Source organism: Micromonospora sp. WMMD961 (assembly GCF_029626145.1).
GTDB lineage: Bacteria > Actinomycetota > Actinomycetes > Mycobacteriales > Micromonosporaceae > Micromonospora.
Map to the genome: position 1 here is coordinate 2,857,698 of NZ_JARUBJ010000002.1, position 17,115 is coordinate 2,874,812.

Sequence of the window (17,115 nt, forward strand, 5' to 3'; positions counted from 1 at the left end):
AAGTGTTTCCGCGAGCCGGATGGGAGATTCGGGGCGCCTGCCGAAACCGACACTCTGCGGTTTGTGCAATTGTTGGTCTTGTGGGACTCGCCGCTACCGTCACCCCTGCCTTTGTGGGGCGGGACGCCGAACTGGCCGAGCTGCGCCAGGCCGCCGAGGCGGCCGACCGCGGCACCCCCCAAGCGCTGCTGCTGAGGGGCGAGGCGGGCGTCGGCAAGACCCGCCTTGTCGACGAGCTGCTTCGCACGCTCGACAAGCAGGCCGTCGTGGCGGTCGGTCGTTGCATCGAGGTCGGCGGCGACGCGTTCCCGTTCGCGCCGTTCACCGCGGCGCTGCACGTCCTGTGGCAGCGGCTACCCGATGAGGTCCAGTCGGCGAGCGCGGGTCAGGAGGCGTTGCTCGCCCGGATCCTGCCGGATCTGGACGCCGGGACGTCCGTGGAACATCGAAGCGAAAACGTCGCACGGCTCCTCGAACTCACCACGCGGGTCCTGGAACGCCTGGCGTCGAGCCGCCTGGTGGTGCTGGTGATCGAGGATCTGCACTGGGCCGACGCTTCCACGCGCAACCTGCTGGGATACCTGTGCCGCAGCGGGCGCACCGGACGTCTCCTCCTTGTCGGCACCTACCGGTCCGACGAGATCCACCGCCGACACCCCCTGCGCCCGCTCCTGGCGGAGTTGGACCGGCTCCGGTCGGTACGCCGCGTCGAGCTGTCCCGGTTCAGCCGAGTCGAGGTGACCAAGCAACTCGCTGGTCTCTTCGGGGCGCTGCCTGACCCGGTCGTCCTCAACGACATCTTCGCCCGCTCCGACGGCAACGCGTTCTTCGTCGAAGAGCTCGCCCGCGCCTACGTGGAGCACGCGGGGGAAGAGCTGCACAACCTCCGGGAGGTGCTGCTGGCGCGGCTCGAGGCGCTGCCGGACACCAGCCAGCGGATCGCCAGGATTGCCGCGGAGAGTGGCGCGGCGATGGGATATCCGCTGTTGAAGGCCGTGACGGGTCTACCCGAGGACGAGTTGATCGAGGGATTGCGCGAGGCCGTGCTCGCCCAGATCCTCGTCCCCGAACCAAACGGATCGGACTATCGATTTCGCCACTCGCTGGTACGCGAGGCCGTCAGCGACAGCCTGCTGCCCGGCGAACGAGCCCTGATCAACCGACGGTACGGCGAGGCGCTGGAAGCCGCGCCCTCGCTCGTGCGGCCCGATGAGTTGACCGGCCGCCTCGCCCAGCACTGGTATGCCGCCCACGATGACGCCAAAGCGCTGTACATGTGCGTCCTCGGCGCCGACGAGGCGTGGACCCGATACGCGTACGCCGAGCGGCTGAGCCTCCTGGAACGCGCGCTCGAGCTGTGGGACCGGGTTCCGGATGAGGTACGCGCCACCCTGCCCGCCCTGGGCCTGCCGGAGCGGTACCCGCGCCGCGGGCACGGCGCGGGCGAGGTGGGGCCGGGCCTCCTTGACCTGCTCGCCGCCGCCAGCACGGCCGGGTGGCACAGCGGGGATCTCGACCGGTCGCTACACCTGGCGCGGACCGCGCTGGAACTGCTCGCGGGAGAACACGAGCCAGATCCGGTCCGTGCGGCGTGGTTCTGGATGCGCTGTTCCCAGCTGGTCCAGGCGTTGAACCGGGGGGATGGGTGGCGGGAGCTGCAAACTGCGCAGGAGTTGGTCGCCGAACTGCCCCCGTCGATGCTGCACGCCGACATCCTGGGGCACATGGCGACCTGGGGGGCGCGGCACCGACCCGGACCGCAGAGCCGTGCCGCGGCCGACCTCGCCGTGCGGTACGCCGCCGGCTGCGGCGCCGAGGACCTGGAGCTACGAGCTCGCATCACGCTCTGCTGGCTCGACGCCGCGACCGATCTCGACGGCACCAGCCTGGCGGACCTGTACGAGGTACGAGATCGTGCCGAGAAGCTGGGCGTGGTCGACCTCATCGGGCGGGTGAACCAGAACCTTCCCTCGATCCTGGAGGGGATGGGCCGCTCCGAGGAGGCGATCCGGACGGCCGATCACGGCATAAAGATGTGTCGGTCGCTCAGCCTGGCCGATACCGAGGCGTGGGTGCACTGCAACCGCTCGGTCTCCCTGTTCTCGCTGGGCCGTTGGCCGGAGTCGGAGGCGGCGCTCGACGAAGCCGCGGCGGTCGCCCAGTCGGACAAGCCACGAGCCGCCATCGTGGGGCGCCGCGCCTACGGCCAGTTGGTGCGGGGACATGTCACCGGGGCCGCCGACCAGTTGATGCTCGCCCGCGAACTCTTCGGTACCGAGGATCTCCAGCCGCAGTTCCTCATCCCGTTGGTCCAGTACATCGTGGAGACTGCCACCCGTCAGGGCGACATCGCCGGCGCTCGAGCCGAGTTCCTACGTATCGCCGCGGCGCTGGCCAGCGGGCCGGTGAGCGATGTGCTGCCGGCGCTGTGCGCCGCCGCCGCGATCGAGGCGGATGCGATTTCGGCCGGTACCGGCTCTGCCGAGGTGCTCGCCGTCGTACGCGAGGCCGCCGAACACCTGCGGATCGTGTTTCCCATCTCGCACGCGTTCGCGCGTGTCCTGCAGGCCCAGTTGTCGCGGGCGGAGGGGGACGACGACCCGGGGCGTTGGGCCGCCGCCGTCGCCGCGTTCGAGCCGTTGGAGCGTCCCTACGAGCTGGCGGGCGCACTCTTCGGCGAGGGGCGCGCCCTGCTCGCCGCACAGCGGCGCGACGCCGCGGCCGATCGGCTCACCGCTGCGCACCGGATCGCCACCGGGCTCGGCGCTCAACTGCTCCTTGCCGACATCGAGGTCCTCGCTGCCCGGGCCGGGATCGCGGCGGCGTTCGTGGCGGACCGCCGGCCGGTGGACGAGCAGGACGCTCAGCACGACGCCGCCGTCTCCTTGGGGCTCACCCCGCGTGAGACCGAGGTGTTGCGGCTGGTCGCGCGGGGGTACAGCAACCGGCGGATCGCCGAAGAACTCTTCATCACGCAGAAGACCACGAGCACCCACGTCTCCAGCATTCTCGCCAAACTCGGCGCGTCCAGCCGGACCGAGGCTGCGGCGGTCGCGCACCGAGCAGGTCTGGCCGGCGTGGAGTGAGGCGGGGCCGCCTCATCGTCGACACCTGCTGTGCCGCGTTGGACGCGGCCAACGTCATCTACCCGGCGGAGCGGGCGGCGACCCGTTCGTAGCGCTGTCGGGCCGCCTGTGCGCTGCCCAGCCCCAGCCCGTACGCGATGGCCTGCCAGGTCAGCCCCCGGTCGCGGGCCAGCGTCAACAGGCCGGCCTCCAGGGCGTCCAACTCGGCGCGGACGTGTGGCAGCAGGGTCAGCGCGGCGGTGAGGTCGGCGGTGTCGACCGGCTCCTCCGCGGGCTCGCGCTCGGCCCCGCCGGCGGCCAGGGCGGCGACCAGGGCGACGGCCTCCCACGGGTCCAGCACGTACGGGTGGGCCCAGCGGCCCCGCTGGGTGTCGGTGCCGGCGTGCCGCTCGCTGATCCGCTGCAACGCCTCGTACGTCCGGTGGGCCCGGGCCCGGCCCGGGTCCGGCGCGGTGAACATGTCCTCGGTCGTCATACCCCGAGCACACCCCATCAACGAGCTGTTGTCAACATAGTGTTGAAGAGTGGTGGTGGCCGGCGGCTGCCCTGCTCGTCGGTTTGCAGGTCGAGGCCGGGGCAGGGTTTCCTGGAAGGATGGATTACCCCTGGCTGGCGGCCCCTGCCAGCAATGTCGCCGAGACAGCACGGACCCTGCTCGGCTGGGAGATCACGGCCGGTGGTGTTCGGATCAGGCTGACCGAGGTCGAGGCGTACGCGGGCACGGGGGAGGATCCGGCCTCGCACGCCCACCGGGGCCCCACGCCCCGCACCCAGGTGATGTTCGGTCCGGCCGGGCACGCCTACACCTACTTCGTGTTCGGCGTGCACTGGTGTCTGAACATCGTGTGCGGTCGCGAGGGCGAGGCGTCCGCCGTCCTGCTGCGGGCCGGCGAGGTCCTCGACGGCCTGGACATCGCCCGAGAGCGCCGGGGGGACCGGGTGCCCGATCGCGACCTCGCCCGCGGGCCCGCGCGGCTGGTGGTCGCGCTCGGGATCGGCGCGTCGGCCAACGGCACGTCCCTGCTCGACGGCGAGGGACCGCTGCTGTTGACGCCGCCGACCCGACCGGTCGGGAGATCGGCCATCTCAGCCGGGCCGCGAGTCGGAGTGGCCGCCGCGCACGAGGTTCCGTGGCGCTTCTGGATCACCGGCGACGCCACCGTGAGCAGCTACCGGCGGCACGCGCCCCGCCGTCGGACCGCACCGGCGGTCGGCGCGTAGCCCGCTCGAGGACCTCGTCTCCACGAGCACCGGGATAGGGTCCGCCGGGAGGTGTGCTGTGAGTTTCCGACTGGCGGCGTACGCCGTGTGCATCACGAACGAGCGGGTGCTGCTCGCGCACTACGTGAGACCGACCGGCGAGATGCACTGGACCCTGCCCGGCGGCAAGGTCGAGCATGCCGAGGATCCGTTCGACGCGGTGGTCCGGGAGGTCGCCGAGGAGACCGGTTACGAGGCGGTGGTCGAGCGACTGCTGGGCGTGGATTCGCGGGTGATTCCCGCCGCCGAGGCGCTGCGGGGCGTCGAGCACCAGAATGTCGGCATCTTCTACCAGGTCCGCGTCGTCGGCGGCACGCTGCGGCCCGAGCCGAACGGGGAGACCGCCGAATCGGTCTGGACTGCGCTGCCGGACGTGGTGGGCCTGCGCCGATCGGCGGTGGTCGACATCGGCCTCGCCCTGGCGCGGACGCTTCCGTCGACGGGCCACGTCGGCCCCGTTGCGGTCGGCGGCCTCGTCCAGCACTGAGAACGCGCGAGGCCGTGGTCGCCCCCCCGGCCGACGTCCGCACCGGGGTCGGCGTGTGCCCCGCCGAATGTGTCGGAGGGTGTGGCCATAATCACCGCACCTGCTCACCGACGGCTCGGAGGACGTCATGGCAACGCTGCTCGCGATCGGCACAGCAAAGGGATTGTTTCTCGCCACCAGCACCGACGACCGGCGCAGTTGGGAGATCACCGGTCCGCACTTTCCGATGACAGGTGTCTACGCGGTCGCGGTCGACACCCGTCGCCCCACCCCCCGGTTGCTCGCCGGGGTGACCAGCTCACACTTCGGTCCCAGTGTCGCGACCAGCGACGACCTCGGCGCGTCGTGGGACGAGCCCGACCAGGCGCCGGTCGCGTTCCCGGCGGACACGGGTGTCTCCCTCGGTCGGGTCTGGCAGCTGATGCCGGCGGGCCCGGACGAACCGGACGTGGTCTGGGCCGGCACCGAGCCCTCGGCGTTGTTCAAGTCCACCGATGGTGGTCGCAGCTTCGAGCTGGTCCGGTCCCTGTGGGACCACCCGCACCGCCCGGAGTGGGAGGCCGGCTTCGGTGGTCAGGCCGTGCACACCGTGCTGCCACACCCGCGTGACCCGGCCCGGCTGCTGGTCGCCATGTCCACCGGCGGGGTCTACCGCTCGGAGGACGCCGGGGCGAGTTGGGCGCCGGGCAACACCGGCATCCGCGCGTACTTCATGCCCGACGAGTGGCCGGAGTTCGGCCAGTGCGTGCACAAGGTCGCCCGGGACGCCGGCAACCCCGAGCGGCTGTACGCGCAGAATCACCACGGCGTCTACCGCTCCGACGACGACGGCCGCACGTGGTCCTCGATCGCCGACGGGCTGCCCAGCGACTTTGGCTTCCCGATGGTGGCCCATCCCGGGCGCGGCGGCATGGTGTGGACCTTCCCGTTGGTGGCCGACAGCGAGCGGTTCCCCACCGACCACCGCTGCCGGGTGTTCCGTTCCGCCGACGCGGGCGGCAAGTGGGAGCCGCTGTCGGTGGGGCTGCCCGAGGGCCCGTTCTACCCGGCGGTGCTGCGTGACGCGATGTGCGCCGACGACTCCACCCCGGGTGGGGTCTACTTCGGCACCCGGTCGGGCTCGGTCTTCGCCAGCCGCGACGAGGGTGACTCCTGGTCGTCGGTGGCCACGCACCTGCCCGACGTGCTCTGCGTCCGCGCTGCGACGGTGTGACGTGGTCACCGTGCTGCTGCCCGGTCCGCTGCGGGGCGAGGCCGGTGGTGTCAGTCGACTGAGCGTCGCCGCCACCGGGACGCTGCGGGCGGTCCTCGACGAGTTGGCCGCCCATCACCCACGGTTGTCGCGGCGGATCCGTGACGAGCGTGGTGAGCTGCGCCGTTACGTCAACGTCTTCGTCGACGGGGAAGACTGCCGGCACTCCGGTGGTCTCGCCACCCCGGTCGGCGACGACGCCGAGGTGCAGGTGTTGCCGTCCGTGGCGGGCGGCTGACCGAGGCCCCGGACCGACCGAGATCCGCTCCTGGGAGGTGACCGACGCCACTTCGGGGCGTCCCGCCGACGGAATAGTTGACTCGTCAAATAAGTTGACAGCTGCGTCCGGGCACCACGAACGACCCGGTTCAACACGCGAGGAGCTGGTCATGCAGTTCGGAGTCTTCACCGTCGGCGACGTCACGGTCGACCCGACCACCGGTCGGGAGCCGACCGAGCATGAGCGGATCAAGGCGATGGTCGCGATCGCGCTCAAGGCCGAAGAGGTCGGCCTGGACGTCTTCGCCACCGGCGAGCACCACAACCCGCCGTTCGTGCCGTCGTCACCGACGACCATGATGGGCCACATCGCCGCGCGTACCGAGCGTCTGCTGCTGTCCACCGCGACCACGCTGATCACCACCAACGACCCGGTGAAGATCGCCGAGGACTACGCGATGCTCCAGCACCTGTCCGACGGTCGGGTGGACCTCATGATGGGCCGCGGCAACACCGGCCCGGTCTACCCGTGGTTCGGCAAGGACATCCGGGCCGGCATCCCCCTCGCCATCGAGAACTACGACCTGCTGCACCGGCTGTGGCGCGAGGACGTGGTCGACTGGAAGGGCAAGTACCGCACCCCGTTGCAGTCGTTCACCTCGACGCCGCGTCCGCTCGACGGGGTGCCCCCGTTCGTCTGGCACGGCTCGATCCGCAGCCCGGAGATCGCCGAGCAGGCCGCGTACTACGGCGACGGCTTCTTCGCCAACCACATCTTCTGGCCGAAGGAGCACACCCAGCGCATGGTCGGGCTCTACCGCCAGCGGTACGCGCACTACGGCCACGGCGCCGCCGACCAGGCCATCGTCGGTCTGGGCGGGCAGGTGTTCATGCGCCGCAACTCGCAGGACGCCGTCCGGGAGTTCCGTCCGTACTTCGACAACGCCCCGGTCTACGGGCACGGGCCCTCGCTGGAGGAGTTCACCCGAGAGACCCCGCTGACCGTGGGCAGCCCGCAGCAGGTCATCGACCGCACCCTGAGCTTCCGGGAGTACGTCGGCGACTACCAGCGGCAGCTGTTCCTGATGGACCACGCGGGCCTGCCCCTGAAGACGGTGCTGGAGCAGCTCGACCTGCTCGGCGAGGAGGTCGTGCCGGTGCTGCGCAAGGAGTTCGCGGCGCTGCGTCCGGCGCACGTGCCGGAGGCGCCCACCCACGCCTCGCTGGTCGCCGCCGCCGGCGGTGCCAAGGACGGCACCGTGCACGCCGTCGACGACGTGACGGGCAAGGCACCGGAGGGGGCGACCCGATGACCCACCGCACCCTGGCCGTGGTCTCGGCGGGGCTGAGCCAGCCCTCGTCGACCCGGCTGCTCGCCGACCAGCTCGCCGCGGCCACCCGCGACGAGTTGGTCCGGCGCGGCTCCGAGGTGGAGCTGCACGTCGTCGACCTGCGGGAGTACGCCCACGACGTGGTGAACAACATGCTCACCGGGTTCGCGCCGGCGGCGCTGCGCGAGGTCGTCGACACGGTGACCGGGGCGGACGGCCTCATCGCCGTCACCCCGATCTTCAGCGCCTCCTACAACGGGCTCTTCAAGTCCTTCTTCGACGTGTTGGACTCCGAGTCGCTTGTCGACCGGCCGGTGCTGATCGGGGCCACCGGCGGCACCGCCCGGCACTCCCTCGCTCTGGAGCACGCGGTCCGCCCGATGTTCGCGTACCTGCGGTCGGTGGTGGTCCCGACCGCGGTCTTCGCCGCCCCGGAGGACTGGGCCGACGGCACCGCCGACGGCGCGTTGCGCGGTCGGATCCGGCGTGCCGCCGGGGAACTGGCCGACCAGATCGAGCGTCGGCCGCCGACCGGCGGCCCCGCCGACCCGTTCGCCCTCACCACCGACTTCCTGCAGATGCTCGGCCGAGGAGACGACGCGCCGGTCAGCTGACCGGGTACGGGTGGGCGACCAGCACCGGGCAGTGCGCGTGCTGGATCGCCGCCTGGCTGACCGAGCCGAGCAGCATCCCGGTGAACCCGGCCCGGCCCCGGGTGCCCACGACCAGCAGCGACGCCGTGCCGCTGGCCTCGATGAGCCCCTGGGCCGCGCCGGCCGCCCGGACCGGATGCTCCCGCACCACGAGGTCGGGATGCTCGGCGCGGACCGCGCTGGACGCGTCGGCGAGCAGCCGCACGGCGTCGGCCTGGTACGCGGCCTGCGACTCCTCGATCTCCTCCGGCACCGTCCGGCCCCCGTCCGGCGGGCCGACGTGCACCAGCACCAGCGGCACGTCCCGCAGCTCCGCCTCGTCGGCGGCGTAGCCCGCGGCGAGCCGGGACGGCTCGGACCCGTCGACGCCGACCAGCACCGGGGCGTCCACCGGGATCGGCTGCTCGTCCGGGCGGACCACCAGCACCGGGCAGTGCGCGTGCGCGGCCACCTGCGCGCCGACCGAGCCGAGCAGCAGCCCGGCGAACCCGCCCAGCCCTCGACTGCCCACCACCACGAGGTCGGCCCGGCGGGACTCCTCGATCATGGTGGCGCCGGGACCGCCGGCGACCTGGCGCACCTCGACGACCAGGCCGGGCCACCGGTCGGCCAGCTCGGCCGCCGTACGCTCCAACATCTTCTGCGCCTCCTCGGAGGGAGCCGGCACCCCGAGGTCGTACGGGTTGAGCGGCACGCCGTAGCCGAGCGGGTGCAGGAAGCCGTGCACCAGGTGCAGCGGCCGGGACCGGAGCAGCGCGGCGCGGGCCGCGTGCTCGGCGGCGACGAGGCTGGACGGCGATCCGTCCACGCCCACCACGACGGGTCGGTTCATCGAGGACTCCCTGGGTCGGTCAGGTCATTGTCGACCGTGCACCCGCGCGGCGCCGCCGAACGCGCCGGCCGGGAGGCGGCCGGCGCGGACGGGGAGACGGCGTTCAGGCGTCCCGGCGGTGCCGGACGATCGCCAGCGGGCTGTGCGAGTGGTGCAGCACCGCGTGGCTCACCGAGCCGAGCAGGGCACCGGCGAGGGCACCCCGGCCGTGTGCTCCGACCACGGTGAGCTGCGCGCTGGCGGACTGCTGCACCAGCACCCGCGCCGCCGCGCCGTACGCCACACACTGGCGTACCGGCACCTCGGGATACCGCTGCGACCAGCCGGCCAGGGATTCGGCGAGCACCCGCTTCTCGTCGGCGGCCAGCGCGTCGACGTCGTACACCAGCGGCAGGATGTCGCCGGGGCCGGTCGGCGTGGGGGTGAGCCAGGCGTGCACGGCCACCAGGTCGGTGCCGCGCAGCGCGGCCTCCTCGAAGGCGAACGCCAGGGCCTCGGTGGACAGGGCCGAGCCGTCGACGCCGACCAGCACGGGGCCGTCGGCGCGCGCCTCACCCTTGACCACCAGGACCGGGCACTCGGCGCGGGCGGAGACCTGCACGGCCACCGAGCCGATCAGCAGCTCGGCGAAACCTCCCAGGCCCCGGCTGCCGAGCACCAGGAGTGCCGCGTCGCGGGATTCGCCCAGGAGCACCGGCGTGGCGGCGCCGTCGATCACCGCGCCGGTGACGGCGAGTTCCGGCGCGGTCTTGCCGGCCTCGGTCACCGCCTCGGCGACGGTCAGCTCGGCCTGGTGGCGAAGGCCGGCGTCGACGGGGGCGCCCGGCGCCGGGATCAGTGGTACGTCGTAGAGGGGCCAGATGAACGCGTGCACCACCCGCAGGGGGCGCTGCCGCACCGTCGCTTCCTGGGCGGCGACCCGCACCGCCTCCAGCGCCGAGGTCGAGCCGTCCACCGCCACCACGATGGGAGCACCGGATCTGATGGTCATCACGTCCTCCTTCATCCGTCTTCATCCTCCTGCGAGGTCGTCTCGGCGGTCAGGGGCGTAGGGCAAGGGGGCGGGGGCCGTTGGTCCCGTCACTCGTCACGCCCCGTCAGCGTCCGGCGGGACGCCGCCAGCGACGGCCGGCGACGGGCCAACCGCAGCGCCAGCCCGGGCACGACGCTGACCGCCGCGCAGGCCAGCAGCACGCTCGGCCCCAGCGGGTCGGTGCCGAGCAGCTCCCGCAGCGGGGCGAACAGCACCCCACCGACCTGGAGCAGCGCCGACGCCGCCACCGCGACGAGGAGGCCGGGGTTGCCGTGTCGGGCCTGCGGCCGCCGGGGCGCTCGGACCGCCAGCGCCACCCCGAGCTGGGCGAGCCCGAGCACCACGAAGACCACCGACTGCCACGGCAGGCCCCGATGCGCGGCGAACACGCCGGCGCCGAGCACCACGGCGGCGATCAGCGCGCCGGTGACCAGGACGTCCCGACCCAGCCCGGCACCGAGCACCGACTCCTGGGGCGAGCGTGGTGGGCGGCGCAGGGTGCCGGGTTCGGCCGGCTCGGCACCGAGCGCCACGCCGGGCACCCCGTGGGTCAGCAGGTTGACCCAGAGGATCTGGGCGGGCAGCAGCGGTACGGCCAACCCGAACAGCGGGCCGGTCAGCATCACCATGATCTCCGCCACCCCACCGGCGAGGGCGTACCGCAGGAACCGACGGATGTTGTCGTAGATCCGGCGGCCCTCGCCGATCGCGGTGGCCACCGTGGACAGCTCGTCGTCGACCAGCACCAGGTCAGCGGCCTGCCGGGCGACCTCGGTGCCACTACCCATCGCCACCCCGATGTCGGCGCGCCGAAGCGCCGGGGCGTCGTTCACCCCGTCACCGGTCATCGCCACCACCTCGCCTCGGGCCTGCATGCCGGCGATGATGTCGAGCTTCTGTTCCGGCTGGGTCCGGGCGAAGACCCGGGTGTCCGGGTGCGCCGTCTGGCCGTCGTCGCCGCTGGCGACGGGGTCGCCCACGCGCCAGAGGCCGAGCTGACCACCGATCGCCGCGGCCGTGGCCGGGTGGTCTCCGGTGATCAGCAGCAGCCGTACGCCGGCGGTGTCGAAGCTGTCGGCGATCTCCGGGGCGCCGACGCGCAACGGGTCACCGACGGCGACCAGCCCCACCGGACGCAGCCCGGTGGGTGCGGCGAGATTGGGCATCCGGTCCACCAGGGCGGCCGCGACGGCGAGCACCCGTGCCCCTTCGGCCGCCAGCCGCCGCGCGGTGGTGGTCAGTTCCTCGATCTCCTCGGTGCTCGCGTCGACCAGCGGCGCGCCGAGGATGCTCTCGGGTGCACCCTTGCAGACCACCAGGTAACGCTGGTCGCAGGAGCGGTGCACCGTGACCATCCGGCGTTGCGCCTGGTCGAAGGGGTGCTCGGCGACCCGGGGCCAGGCGGCCCGGGTCGTCTGCGGGTCGAGGCCGCACCGGGCCGCGAAGGCGACCAGCGCCGCTTCCAGCGGGTCACCGACCGCAGCCCAGTCGGGTCGCTCGTCGTCCGGCGGCGACAGGGCGGCGTCGTTGCAGAGCAGCCCGGCACGCGCCAGTCGGCGCAGCCCTTCCGGTACGGCCACCGCCGCGCCGTCTCGATGCACAGTGCCGTACGGGGCGTACCCGGTGCCGGTGATTCCATATCGGGCACCGTCGGACGTGACCACCTGCTGCACCGCCATCCGCCCCTCGGTGAGGGTGCCGGTCTTGTCGGAGGCGATCACCGTCACCGAGCCGAGTGTCTCGACCGCGTGCAGTTGGCGCGGGATGGCGTGTGCGGCGGCCATCCGGCGGGCGCCGAGCGCGAGGGCCAGCGTCACCACGGCCGGCAGCGACTCGGGCACCGCCGCGACCACCAGGCTCACCGCGGTGATCGCCATGTCCACCACCGGCCGGCCACCGACGACGCCGATGGCGAACACGAGCCCGGACAGGGCCACCGCGACCAACCCGAGCACCCGGCCCAGGGCGGAGAGCCGGCGCTGCAGTGGTGTGGTGGTGGGACGGGTGCCGGCCACCAGCGCGCTGATCCGGCCCAGGGCGCTCACTGCTCCCGTGCGGAGTACGGTGCCGGTCGCCCGTCCGGTGGTGACGACGGTCCCGGCCAGCGCCTCCTCGCCGGGGGTACGCCCCACTGTCACCGACTCACCGGTCAGCGCGGACTCGTCCAGGTGCAGCCGGTTCGCCTCGATCAGCAGCAGGTCGGCCGGGACGATGTCGCCGGCCTCGACGCGGACCAGATCGTCGGGGACGAGGCCGGCGGCGGGCACCGCCAGTTCCCGGCCGTCGCGCACCACCCGGGCGGTGGGCGCGGCGAGCCGGTCCAGAGCGGCGATCGCGCGGTCGGCGCGTACCTCCTGCACCACCCCGATGACGGTGTTCACCAGCACGACCAGGACGATCACCGCGGTGTCCGGGTAGTCGCCGAGCAGCGTGGTGACGGCCGCCGCGGCAAGCAGAAGTGCCACCAGCGGGTCGGTGAGCTGGTGCAGGATCCGTACGGCCAGGTGTTGGCGGGGTGGTGGGGTGACCGTGTTGGGGCCGGCGGCCCGCAGCCGGGCGGCGGCCTCGGCCGCGTCGAGCCCGACCGGTACGGCCAGGTCGACGGGGTCCTCCAGGGTCCCGCCTCGTCCTCCGGTCGTCGTCACCCGTGACCTCCCCGTCCTGCGGCGTGTCGTCGGCGCGCCGTCCCGTCCCACCATCCGGCTGTGCGATCGTGCCGGGCAGAGGCGTTGCGCCCGTGCGGCGCAGGACCAACGGCCCTCGCACCGCGCACCCGGGAGGGGTCGGACGGGGTCTGGCCGGCCGCCTCAGTAGACGGCCAGCCCTCGTTCGGCGAACTGCCCGCGGACCCGGGCCAGCAACTCGGGATCGGGCGGCTCGGCGTCGGCCAGAGGGAAGGTGAGCCCCAGTTCGGCGTACTTGTGCGCGCCGAGCCGGTGGAAGGGCAGCACGTCGACCCGCTGCACGGAGGCCAGACCGGCGGCGAAGTCGGCGACGCCCGCCACGTTGTCCACCGCGTCGGTCAGGCCGGGCACCAGCACGAACCGAATCCAGATCGGCGTGCCCCGCTGCGCCAGGCGGCGGCCGAAGCGCAGCGTCGGGCTCACCGAACCGGTCCGGGTGACCTGCCGGTACGTCGCGGGATCCCACGACTTGACGTCCAGCAACACGAGATCGGTGGCGTCGAGCAGGTCGTCGTCGGCGCGCACCCCGAGGAAGCCGGACGTGTCCAGCGCGGTGTGCAGACCGAGGTCGTGGCAGCGGCGCAGCACCTCGCCGGTGAACCGGGGTTGCAGCAGCGGCTCGCCGCCGCTGAGCGTCACGCCGCCGCCGCCGATGCTGATGAACCGCCGGTACCGTTCGATCTCCGCCATCAGCTCGTCGACGGTGCGGGTTCGACCACTGCGCCGGTACCAGGTGTCCGGGCTGTGGCAGTAGCGGCAGCGTAGGGGGCAGCCGGCGAGGAACGCCACGAAGCGGATCCCCGGCCCGTCCACCCCCACGGAGATGTCCCACGAGTGCACGCTCCCGACGGCCGGCGCGTCGGTCCGCCCGGGCCGACGCCCGGGCGGCGACATCGGTCGTGTCGTCACAGCGACCCGTGGAAGGTACGCGACACCACGTCGCGTTGCTGCTCGGGCGTGAGCCGGACGAAGTTCACCGCGTACCCGGAGACCCGCACGGTCAGCTGCGGGTAGCGCTGCGGGTGTGCCATCGCGTCGACGAGGGTGGCCCGGTCCAGGACGTTGACGTTGAGGTGGAACCCGCCGGCGTCGGTGTACCCGTCGAGCACCCCGGCCAGGTTGTCGATGCGCTCCTGGCGGGTGCGCCCCAACCCGTCGGGGCTGACCGTTGCGGTCAGCGAGATCCCGTCGCGGGCGGCGTCGTACGGCAGCTTCGCCACCGACAGCGCCGCCGCGACCAGGCCGTGGTTGTCGCGTCCGTTCATCGGATTCGCCCCGGGGGCGAAGGGCTCGCCCGCGCGCCGGCCATCCGGGGTGTTTCCGGTGTGCTTGCCGTACACCACGTTCGAGGTGATGGTGAGCACCGACATGGTCAGCTCGGCGTCGCGGTAGGTGCGCTGTCGGCGCAACTTCGCCGCGAACGCTTCGGTCAGCCACACGGCGATGGAGTCGGCCCGGTCGTCGTTGTTGCCGTAGGTGGGGGGAGCACCCTCCACGACGTAGTCGACCGCGAGTCCGCTGGCGTCGCGCAGCACCGTCACCCGGCCATAGCGGATCGCGGCGAGGCTGTCCACCGCCACCGACAGGCCGGCGATGCCGGTGGCCATGAATCGGCGTACCGGGTGGTCGTGCAACGCCATCTCCAGCCGTTCGTACGCGTACCGGTCGTGCTGGTGGTGGATCACGTTCAGGGCGTCGACGTACGTCTCGGCGAGCCAGTCCAGCGTCCGGTCGTACGCGGCGAGCACTGTGTCGTAGTCGAGGACCTCGCCGTCCACCGGTGGTGTGGCCGGAGCGACCTGTTCGCCGGTCAGCTCGTCCCGGCCGCCGTTGATCGCGTAGAGCAGTGCCTTGGCCAGGTTCGCCCGCGCCCCGAAGAACTGCATGTCCCGGCCGACCCGCAGGGCGGACACGCAGCAGGCGATGGCGGTGTCGTCGTCGTACGCCGGGCGGATCAGCTCGTCGTTCTCGTACTGGATGGCGCTGGTGTCCAGCGACACCTGGGCGCAGAACCGTTTGAAGCCGGCGGGCAGCCGCGGCGACCAGAGCACGGTCAGGTTGGGCTCCGGGGCCGGACCCAGGTTGTAGAGGGTCTGCAGGTAGCGGAAGCTGGTGCGGGTGACCAGCGGCCGGCCGTCCGCGCCCATCCCGCCGAGTGCCTCGGTGACCCAGGTGGGGTCACCGGAGAAGAGCTGGTCGTACTCCGGGGTGCGCAGGAACCGGATGATCCGCAGCTTGATCACGAAGTCGTCGATCAGCTCCTGGGCGGCCATCTCGGTCAGCCGCCCCTCGGCGAGGTCCCGCCGCAGGTAGACGTCGAGGAAGGTGGCCGTGCGCCCGAGCGACATCGCCGCGCCGTTCTGTTCCTTGGTGGCGGCGAGGTACGCGAAGTACAACCACTGGATGGCCTGCCGGCCGGTGGTGGCCGGTCCGGAGATGTCGTGGCCGTAGCTCAACGCCATCTGCTTCAGCTCGTCCAGTGCCCGGATCTGCTCGGCCAGTTCCTCCCGGTCGCGGATCACGTGGTCGGTCGACGGCCGATCGTCGAGGGCCTCCTTGACCGCCCGTCGTTCGGCGATCAGCCGGTCCACGCCGTAGAGCGCGACCCGGCGGTAGTCGCCGATGATCCGACCCCGGCCGTACGAGTCGGGCAGCCCCGTGATGACGTGCGAGCGCCGCGCGGCCAGCACGTCGGCCGGGTACGCGTCGAACACCGCGTCGTTGTGTGTCTTGCGGTAGTCGGTGAAGATCTGGTGCACCGTCGGGTCGGGCTGGTAGCCGTACGCCCGCAGTGCGGTCTCCACCATCCGTAGGCCGCCGGTGGGCATGATGGCGCGACGCAGTGGCGCGTCGGTCTGCAGGCCGACGATGAGCTCCCGGTCCCGGTCGATCCAGCCGGGGGCGTGCGCGGTGATCGTCGACGGGGTGGCGGTGTCGATGTCGAGGACACCTCGGCGGCGCTCCTCGACGAAGAGCTTCGCCAACGCGCCCCAGACCTCCAGGGTGCGGCAGGTCGGCCCGGTGAGGAAGCTGCCGTCGCCGGTGTACGGCTCGTGGTTGACCCGGATGAAGTCGGCGACGTCGATGGTGTCCTGCCACCTGCCGTGGGTGAACCCCCGCCAGGGTGCGCGGGGGGCGGTGCCGAACGCGGCTGCTCCCGCCCGAGCGCTCGGGGGTGACGATCGCAGGGCGGTCATGGCTGGAGAACCAGACGGGCGGTGACCCGGCCGGCGAGGACGTCCTCGACCGCCGTGTTGATCTCGTCGAGCTTGCGGGTCTCGTAGGCGACCCGGGTCCGGCCGGCAGCGTGCAGCCGGAACACGTCGGCGAGGTCGGCGCGGGTGCCGACGATCGAGCCGACCACCGTGATCCCCTTGAGTACCGTCTCGAAGACCGGCAGGCTGATCGTGTTCTCCTTGGGCAGGGACACCAGCACGAGCCGTCCGCCGCGGCGCAGGCACCGGTGCGCCTGCTCGATAACCGTGGGGTTCGCGGCGAGGACGACGGCCACGTCGGCTCCACCGAGGCCGGTGATCGCGTCGACCGGGTCGACCTGCGCGGCGTTCACGGTGTGGGTGGCGCCGAGCGCGGTGGCCAGCGCGAGCTTTTCGGCGGTGACGTCGACGGCGACGGTCTCGCCGCCGAAGAGCTGCGCGTACTGCTGCGCGAGGTGGCCGAGACCACCGATCCCGAAGATCGCCACCCGGTCCCCGGGGCGTACTGCGGCCACCTTCACGGCCTTGTACGTGGTGACCCCGGCGCAGGTCAACGGGGCCGCCTCGAACGGATCCACCCCATCGGGTACGCGTACCGCGTAGCGCGCGGCGGTGACGGCGTACTCGGCGTGCCCGCCGTCGATGCTGTAGCCGGTGTTGCGCTGCGACTCGCAGAGGGTCTCCCATCCGGTCACGCAGTAGGAGCAGGTGCCGCAGGCCCAGCCGAGCCAGGGCAGGGCCACCCGGTCGCCGACGGAGTGTTCGGTGACCCCGGGGCCGACCCGCTCCACGATGCCGACGCCCTCGTGGCCGGGGACGAACGGCGGATCGGGCCGGACCGGCCAGTCGCCGCGAGCGGCGTGGATGTCGGTGTGGCACAGCCCGCTCGCCTCGATCCGGACCAGCATCTCGCCGGCGCCGGGTTCCGGCACGGGCAGGTCGAACATCTCCAGTGGACGGTCGAACGCGGTGACGACGGCTGCGCGCATCGGGGACCTCCTGGGTCGTTTCTCCGCTTCCAGGACCAGCCTGGCCCGCATTGCCGGAGCGGGGCAGGGGCACG

The 17,115-nt window shown here is 72.5% G+C and carries 14 protein-coding genes; 7 read left to right on the forward strand and 7 right to left on the reverse strand.

What is annotated here, in order from left to right:
- The first annotated feature begins 113 nt into the window (after positions 1 to 113).
- Positions 114 to 3,086: a helix-turn-helix transcriptional regulator gene (locus tag O7614_RS13510; RefSeq protein ID WP_278138795.1), complete on the forward strand. Its 2,973-nt coding sequence runs from the start codon at positions 114 to 116 to the stop codon at positions 3,084 to 3,086.
- Positions 3,087 to 3,144: 58 nt separating this feature from the next.
- Here the strand turns inward: O7614_RS13510 and O7614_RS13515 are convergent, their stop codons facing one another.
- Positions 3,145 to 3,561: a DNA-binding protein gene (locus O7614_RS13515; RefSeq protein WP_278138796.1), complete on the reverse strand. Its 417-nt coding sequence runs from the start codon at positions 3,559 to 3,561 to the stop codon at positions 3,145 to 3,147.
- Between the two features lie 119 nt (positions 3,562 to 3,680).
- On the opposite strand from O7614_RS13515, the gene O7614_RS13520 reads away from it, so the two are divergent.
- The 6 genes from O7614_RS13520 (at position 3,681) to O7614_RS13545 (ending at position 8,249) form a co-directional block, all read left to right on the forward strand.
- Positions 3,681 to 4,307 (forward strand): DNA-3-methyladenine glycosylase, encoded by a 627-nt coding sequence (locus tag O7614_RS13520; RefSeq protein WP_278138797.1) that lies wholly within the window; start codon positions 3,681 to 3,683, stop codon positions 4,305 to 4,307.
- A 58-nt stretch (positions 4,308 to 4,365) separates the two neighbouring features.
- Positions 4,366 to 4,833 carry an NUDIX domain-containing protein gene (locus tag O7614_RS13525; protein WP_278138798.1) on the forward strand — a complete coding sequence of 156 codons (468 nt, stop codon included), beginning with the start codon at positions 4,366 to 4,368 and terminating at the stop codon, positions 4,831 to 4,833.
- A 127-nt stretch (positions 4,834 to 4,960) separates the two neighbouring features.
- Positions 4,961 to 6,046 carry an exo-alpha-sialidase gene (locus O7614_RS13530; RefSeq protein WP_278138799.1) on the forward strand — a complete coding sequence of 362 codons (1,086 nt, stop codon included), beginning with the start codon at positions 4,961 to 4,963 and terminating at the stop codon, positions 6,044 to 6,046.
- A gap of 1 nt (position 6,047) precedes the next feature.
- Positions 6,048 to 6,323, forward strand: coding sequence for a ubiquitin-like small modifier protein 1 (locus O7614_RS13535; protein ID WP_278138800.1), 276 nt, complete (start codon positions 6,048 to 6,050; stop codon positions 6,321 to 6,323).
- Between the two features lie 151 nt (positions 6,324 to 6,474).
- Positions 6,475 to 7,617, forward strand: a complete 1,143-nt coding sequence (locus tag O7614_RS13540) for an LLM class flavin-dependent oxidoreductase (protein WP_278138801.1) — start codon at positions 6,475 to 6,477, stop codon at positions 7,615 to 7,617.
- Positions 7,614 to 8,249, forward strand: coding sequence for an FMN reductase (locus O7614_RS13545; protein ID WP_278138802.1), 636 nt, complete (start codon positions 7,614 to 7,616; stop codon positions 8,247 to 8,249). The genes O7614_RS13540 and O7614_RS13545 overlap by 4 nt, the downstream gene beginning before the upstream one ends.
- On the opposite strand, the gene O7614_RS13550 is transcribed toward O7614_RS13545, so the two are convergent.
- From O7614_RS13550 to O7614_RS13575, 6 genes are all read right to left on the reverse strand, one after another.
- The gene (locus O7614_RS13550; RefSeq protein ID WP_278138803.1) at positions 8,242 to 9,120 is read right to left on the reverse strand and encodes a universal stress protein; all 879 of its coding nucleotides are present in this window, start codon (positions 9,118 to 9,120) and stop codon (positions 8,242 to 8,244) included. The two genes, O7614_RS13545 and O7614_RS13550, sit on opposite strands and share 8 nt — an antisense overlap.
- Before the next feature lie 103 nt (positions 9,121 to 9,223).
- Entirely contained in the window at positions 9,224 to 10,111 is an 888-nt protein-coding gene (locus O7614_RS13555; RefSeq protein ID WP_145783576.1) for a universal stress protein, read from the reverse strand.
- Between the two features lie 89 nt (positions 10,112 to 10,200).
- Entirely contained in the window at positions 10,201 to 12,798 is a 2,598-nt protein-coding gene (locus tag O7614_RS13560) for an HAD-IC family P-type ATPase (RefSeq protein ID WP_278138804.1), read from the reverse strand.
- A gap of 162 nt (positions 12,799 to 12,960) precedes the next feature.
- Complete coding sequence (pflA, locus tag O7614_RS13565; protein ID WP_347404349.1) at positions 12,961 to 13,746, reverse strand: pyruvate formate-lyase-activating protein; 786 nt, start codon at positions 13,744 to 13,746, stop codon at positions 12,961 to 12,963.
- A complete protein-coding gene (pflB, locus tag O7614_RS13570; RefSeq protein WP_278138805.1) occupies positions 13,743 to 16,034 on the reverse strand; it encodes a formate C-acetyltransferase in 2,292 nt (763 codons plus the stop codon). The genes pflA and pflB overlap by 4 nt, the downstream gene beginning before the upstream one ends.
- The gene (locus tag O7614_RS13575; protein ID WP_278138806.1) at positions 16,031 to 17,041 is read right to left on the reverse strand and encodes a zinc-dependent alcohol dehydrogenase; all 1,011 of its coding nucleotides are present in this window, start codon (positions 17,039 to 17,041) and stop codon (positions 16,031 to 16,033) included. Before O7614_RS13575 ends, pflB begins: the two co-directional genes overlap by 4 nt.
- Positions 17,042 to 17,115 lie beyond the last annotated feature (74 nt).

Excerpts from the sequence above, each read along its gene's own strand:
- O7614_RS13550 (WP_278138803.1), bottom strand. The coding sequence starts at position 9,120 with ATGAACCGACCCGTCGTGGTGGGCGTGGACGGATCGCCGTCCAGCCTC.
- pflB (WP_278138805.1), bottom strand. The coding sequence starts at position 16,034 with ATGACCGCCCTGCGATCGTCACCCCCGAGCGCTCGGGCGGGAGCAGCC.
- O7614_RS13520 (WP_278138797.1), top strand. The coding sequence starts at position 3,681 with ATGGATTACCCCTGGCTGGCGGCCCCTGCCAGCAATGTCGCCGAGACA.
- O7614_RS13555 (WP_145783576.1), bottom strand. The coding sequence starts at position 10,111 with ATGACCATCAGATCCGGTGCTCCCATCGTGGTGGCGGTGGACGGCTCG.
- O7614_RS13540 (WP_278138801.1), top strand. The coding sequence starts at position 6,475 with ATGCAGTTCGGAGTCTTCACCGTCGGCGACGTCACGGTCGACCCGACC.
- O7614_RS13545 (WP_278138802.1), top strand. The coding sequence starts at position 7,614 with ATGACCCACCGCACCCTGGCCGTGGTCTCGGCGGGGCTGAGCCAGCCC.
- O7614_RS13575 (WP_278138806.1), bottom strand. The coding sequence starts at position 17,041 with ATGCGCGCAGCCGTCGTCACCGCGTTCGACCGTCCACTGGAGATGTTC.
- O7614_RS13530 (WP_278138799.1), top strand. The coding sequence starts at position 4,961 with ATGGCAACGCTGCTCGCGATCGGCACAGCAAAGGGATTGTTTCTCGCC.
- O7614_RS13515 (WP_278138796.1), bottom strand. The coding sequence starts at position 3,561 with ATGACGACCGAGGACATGTTCACCGCGCCGGACCCGGGCCGGGCCCGG.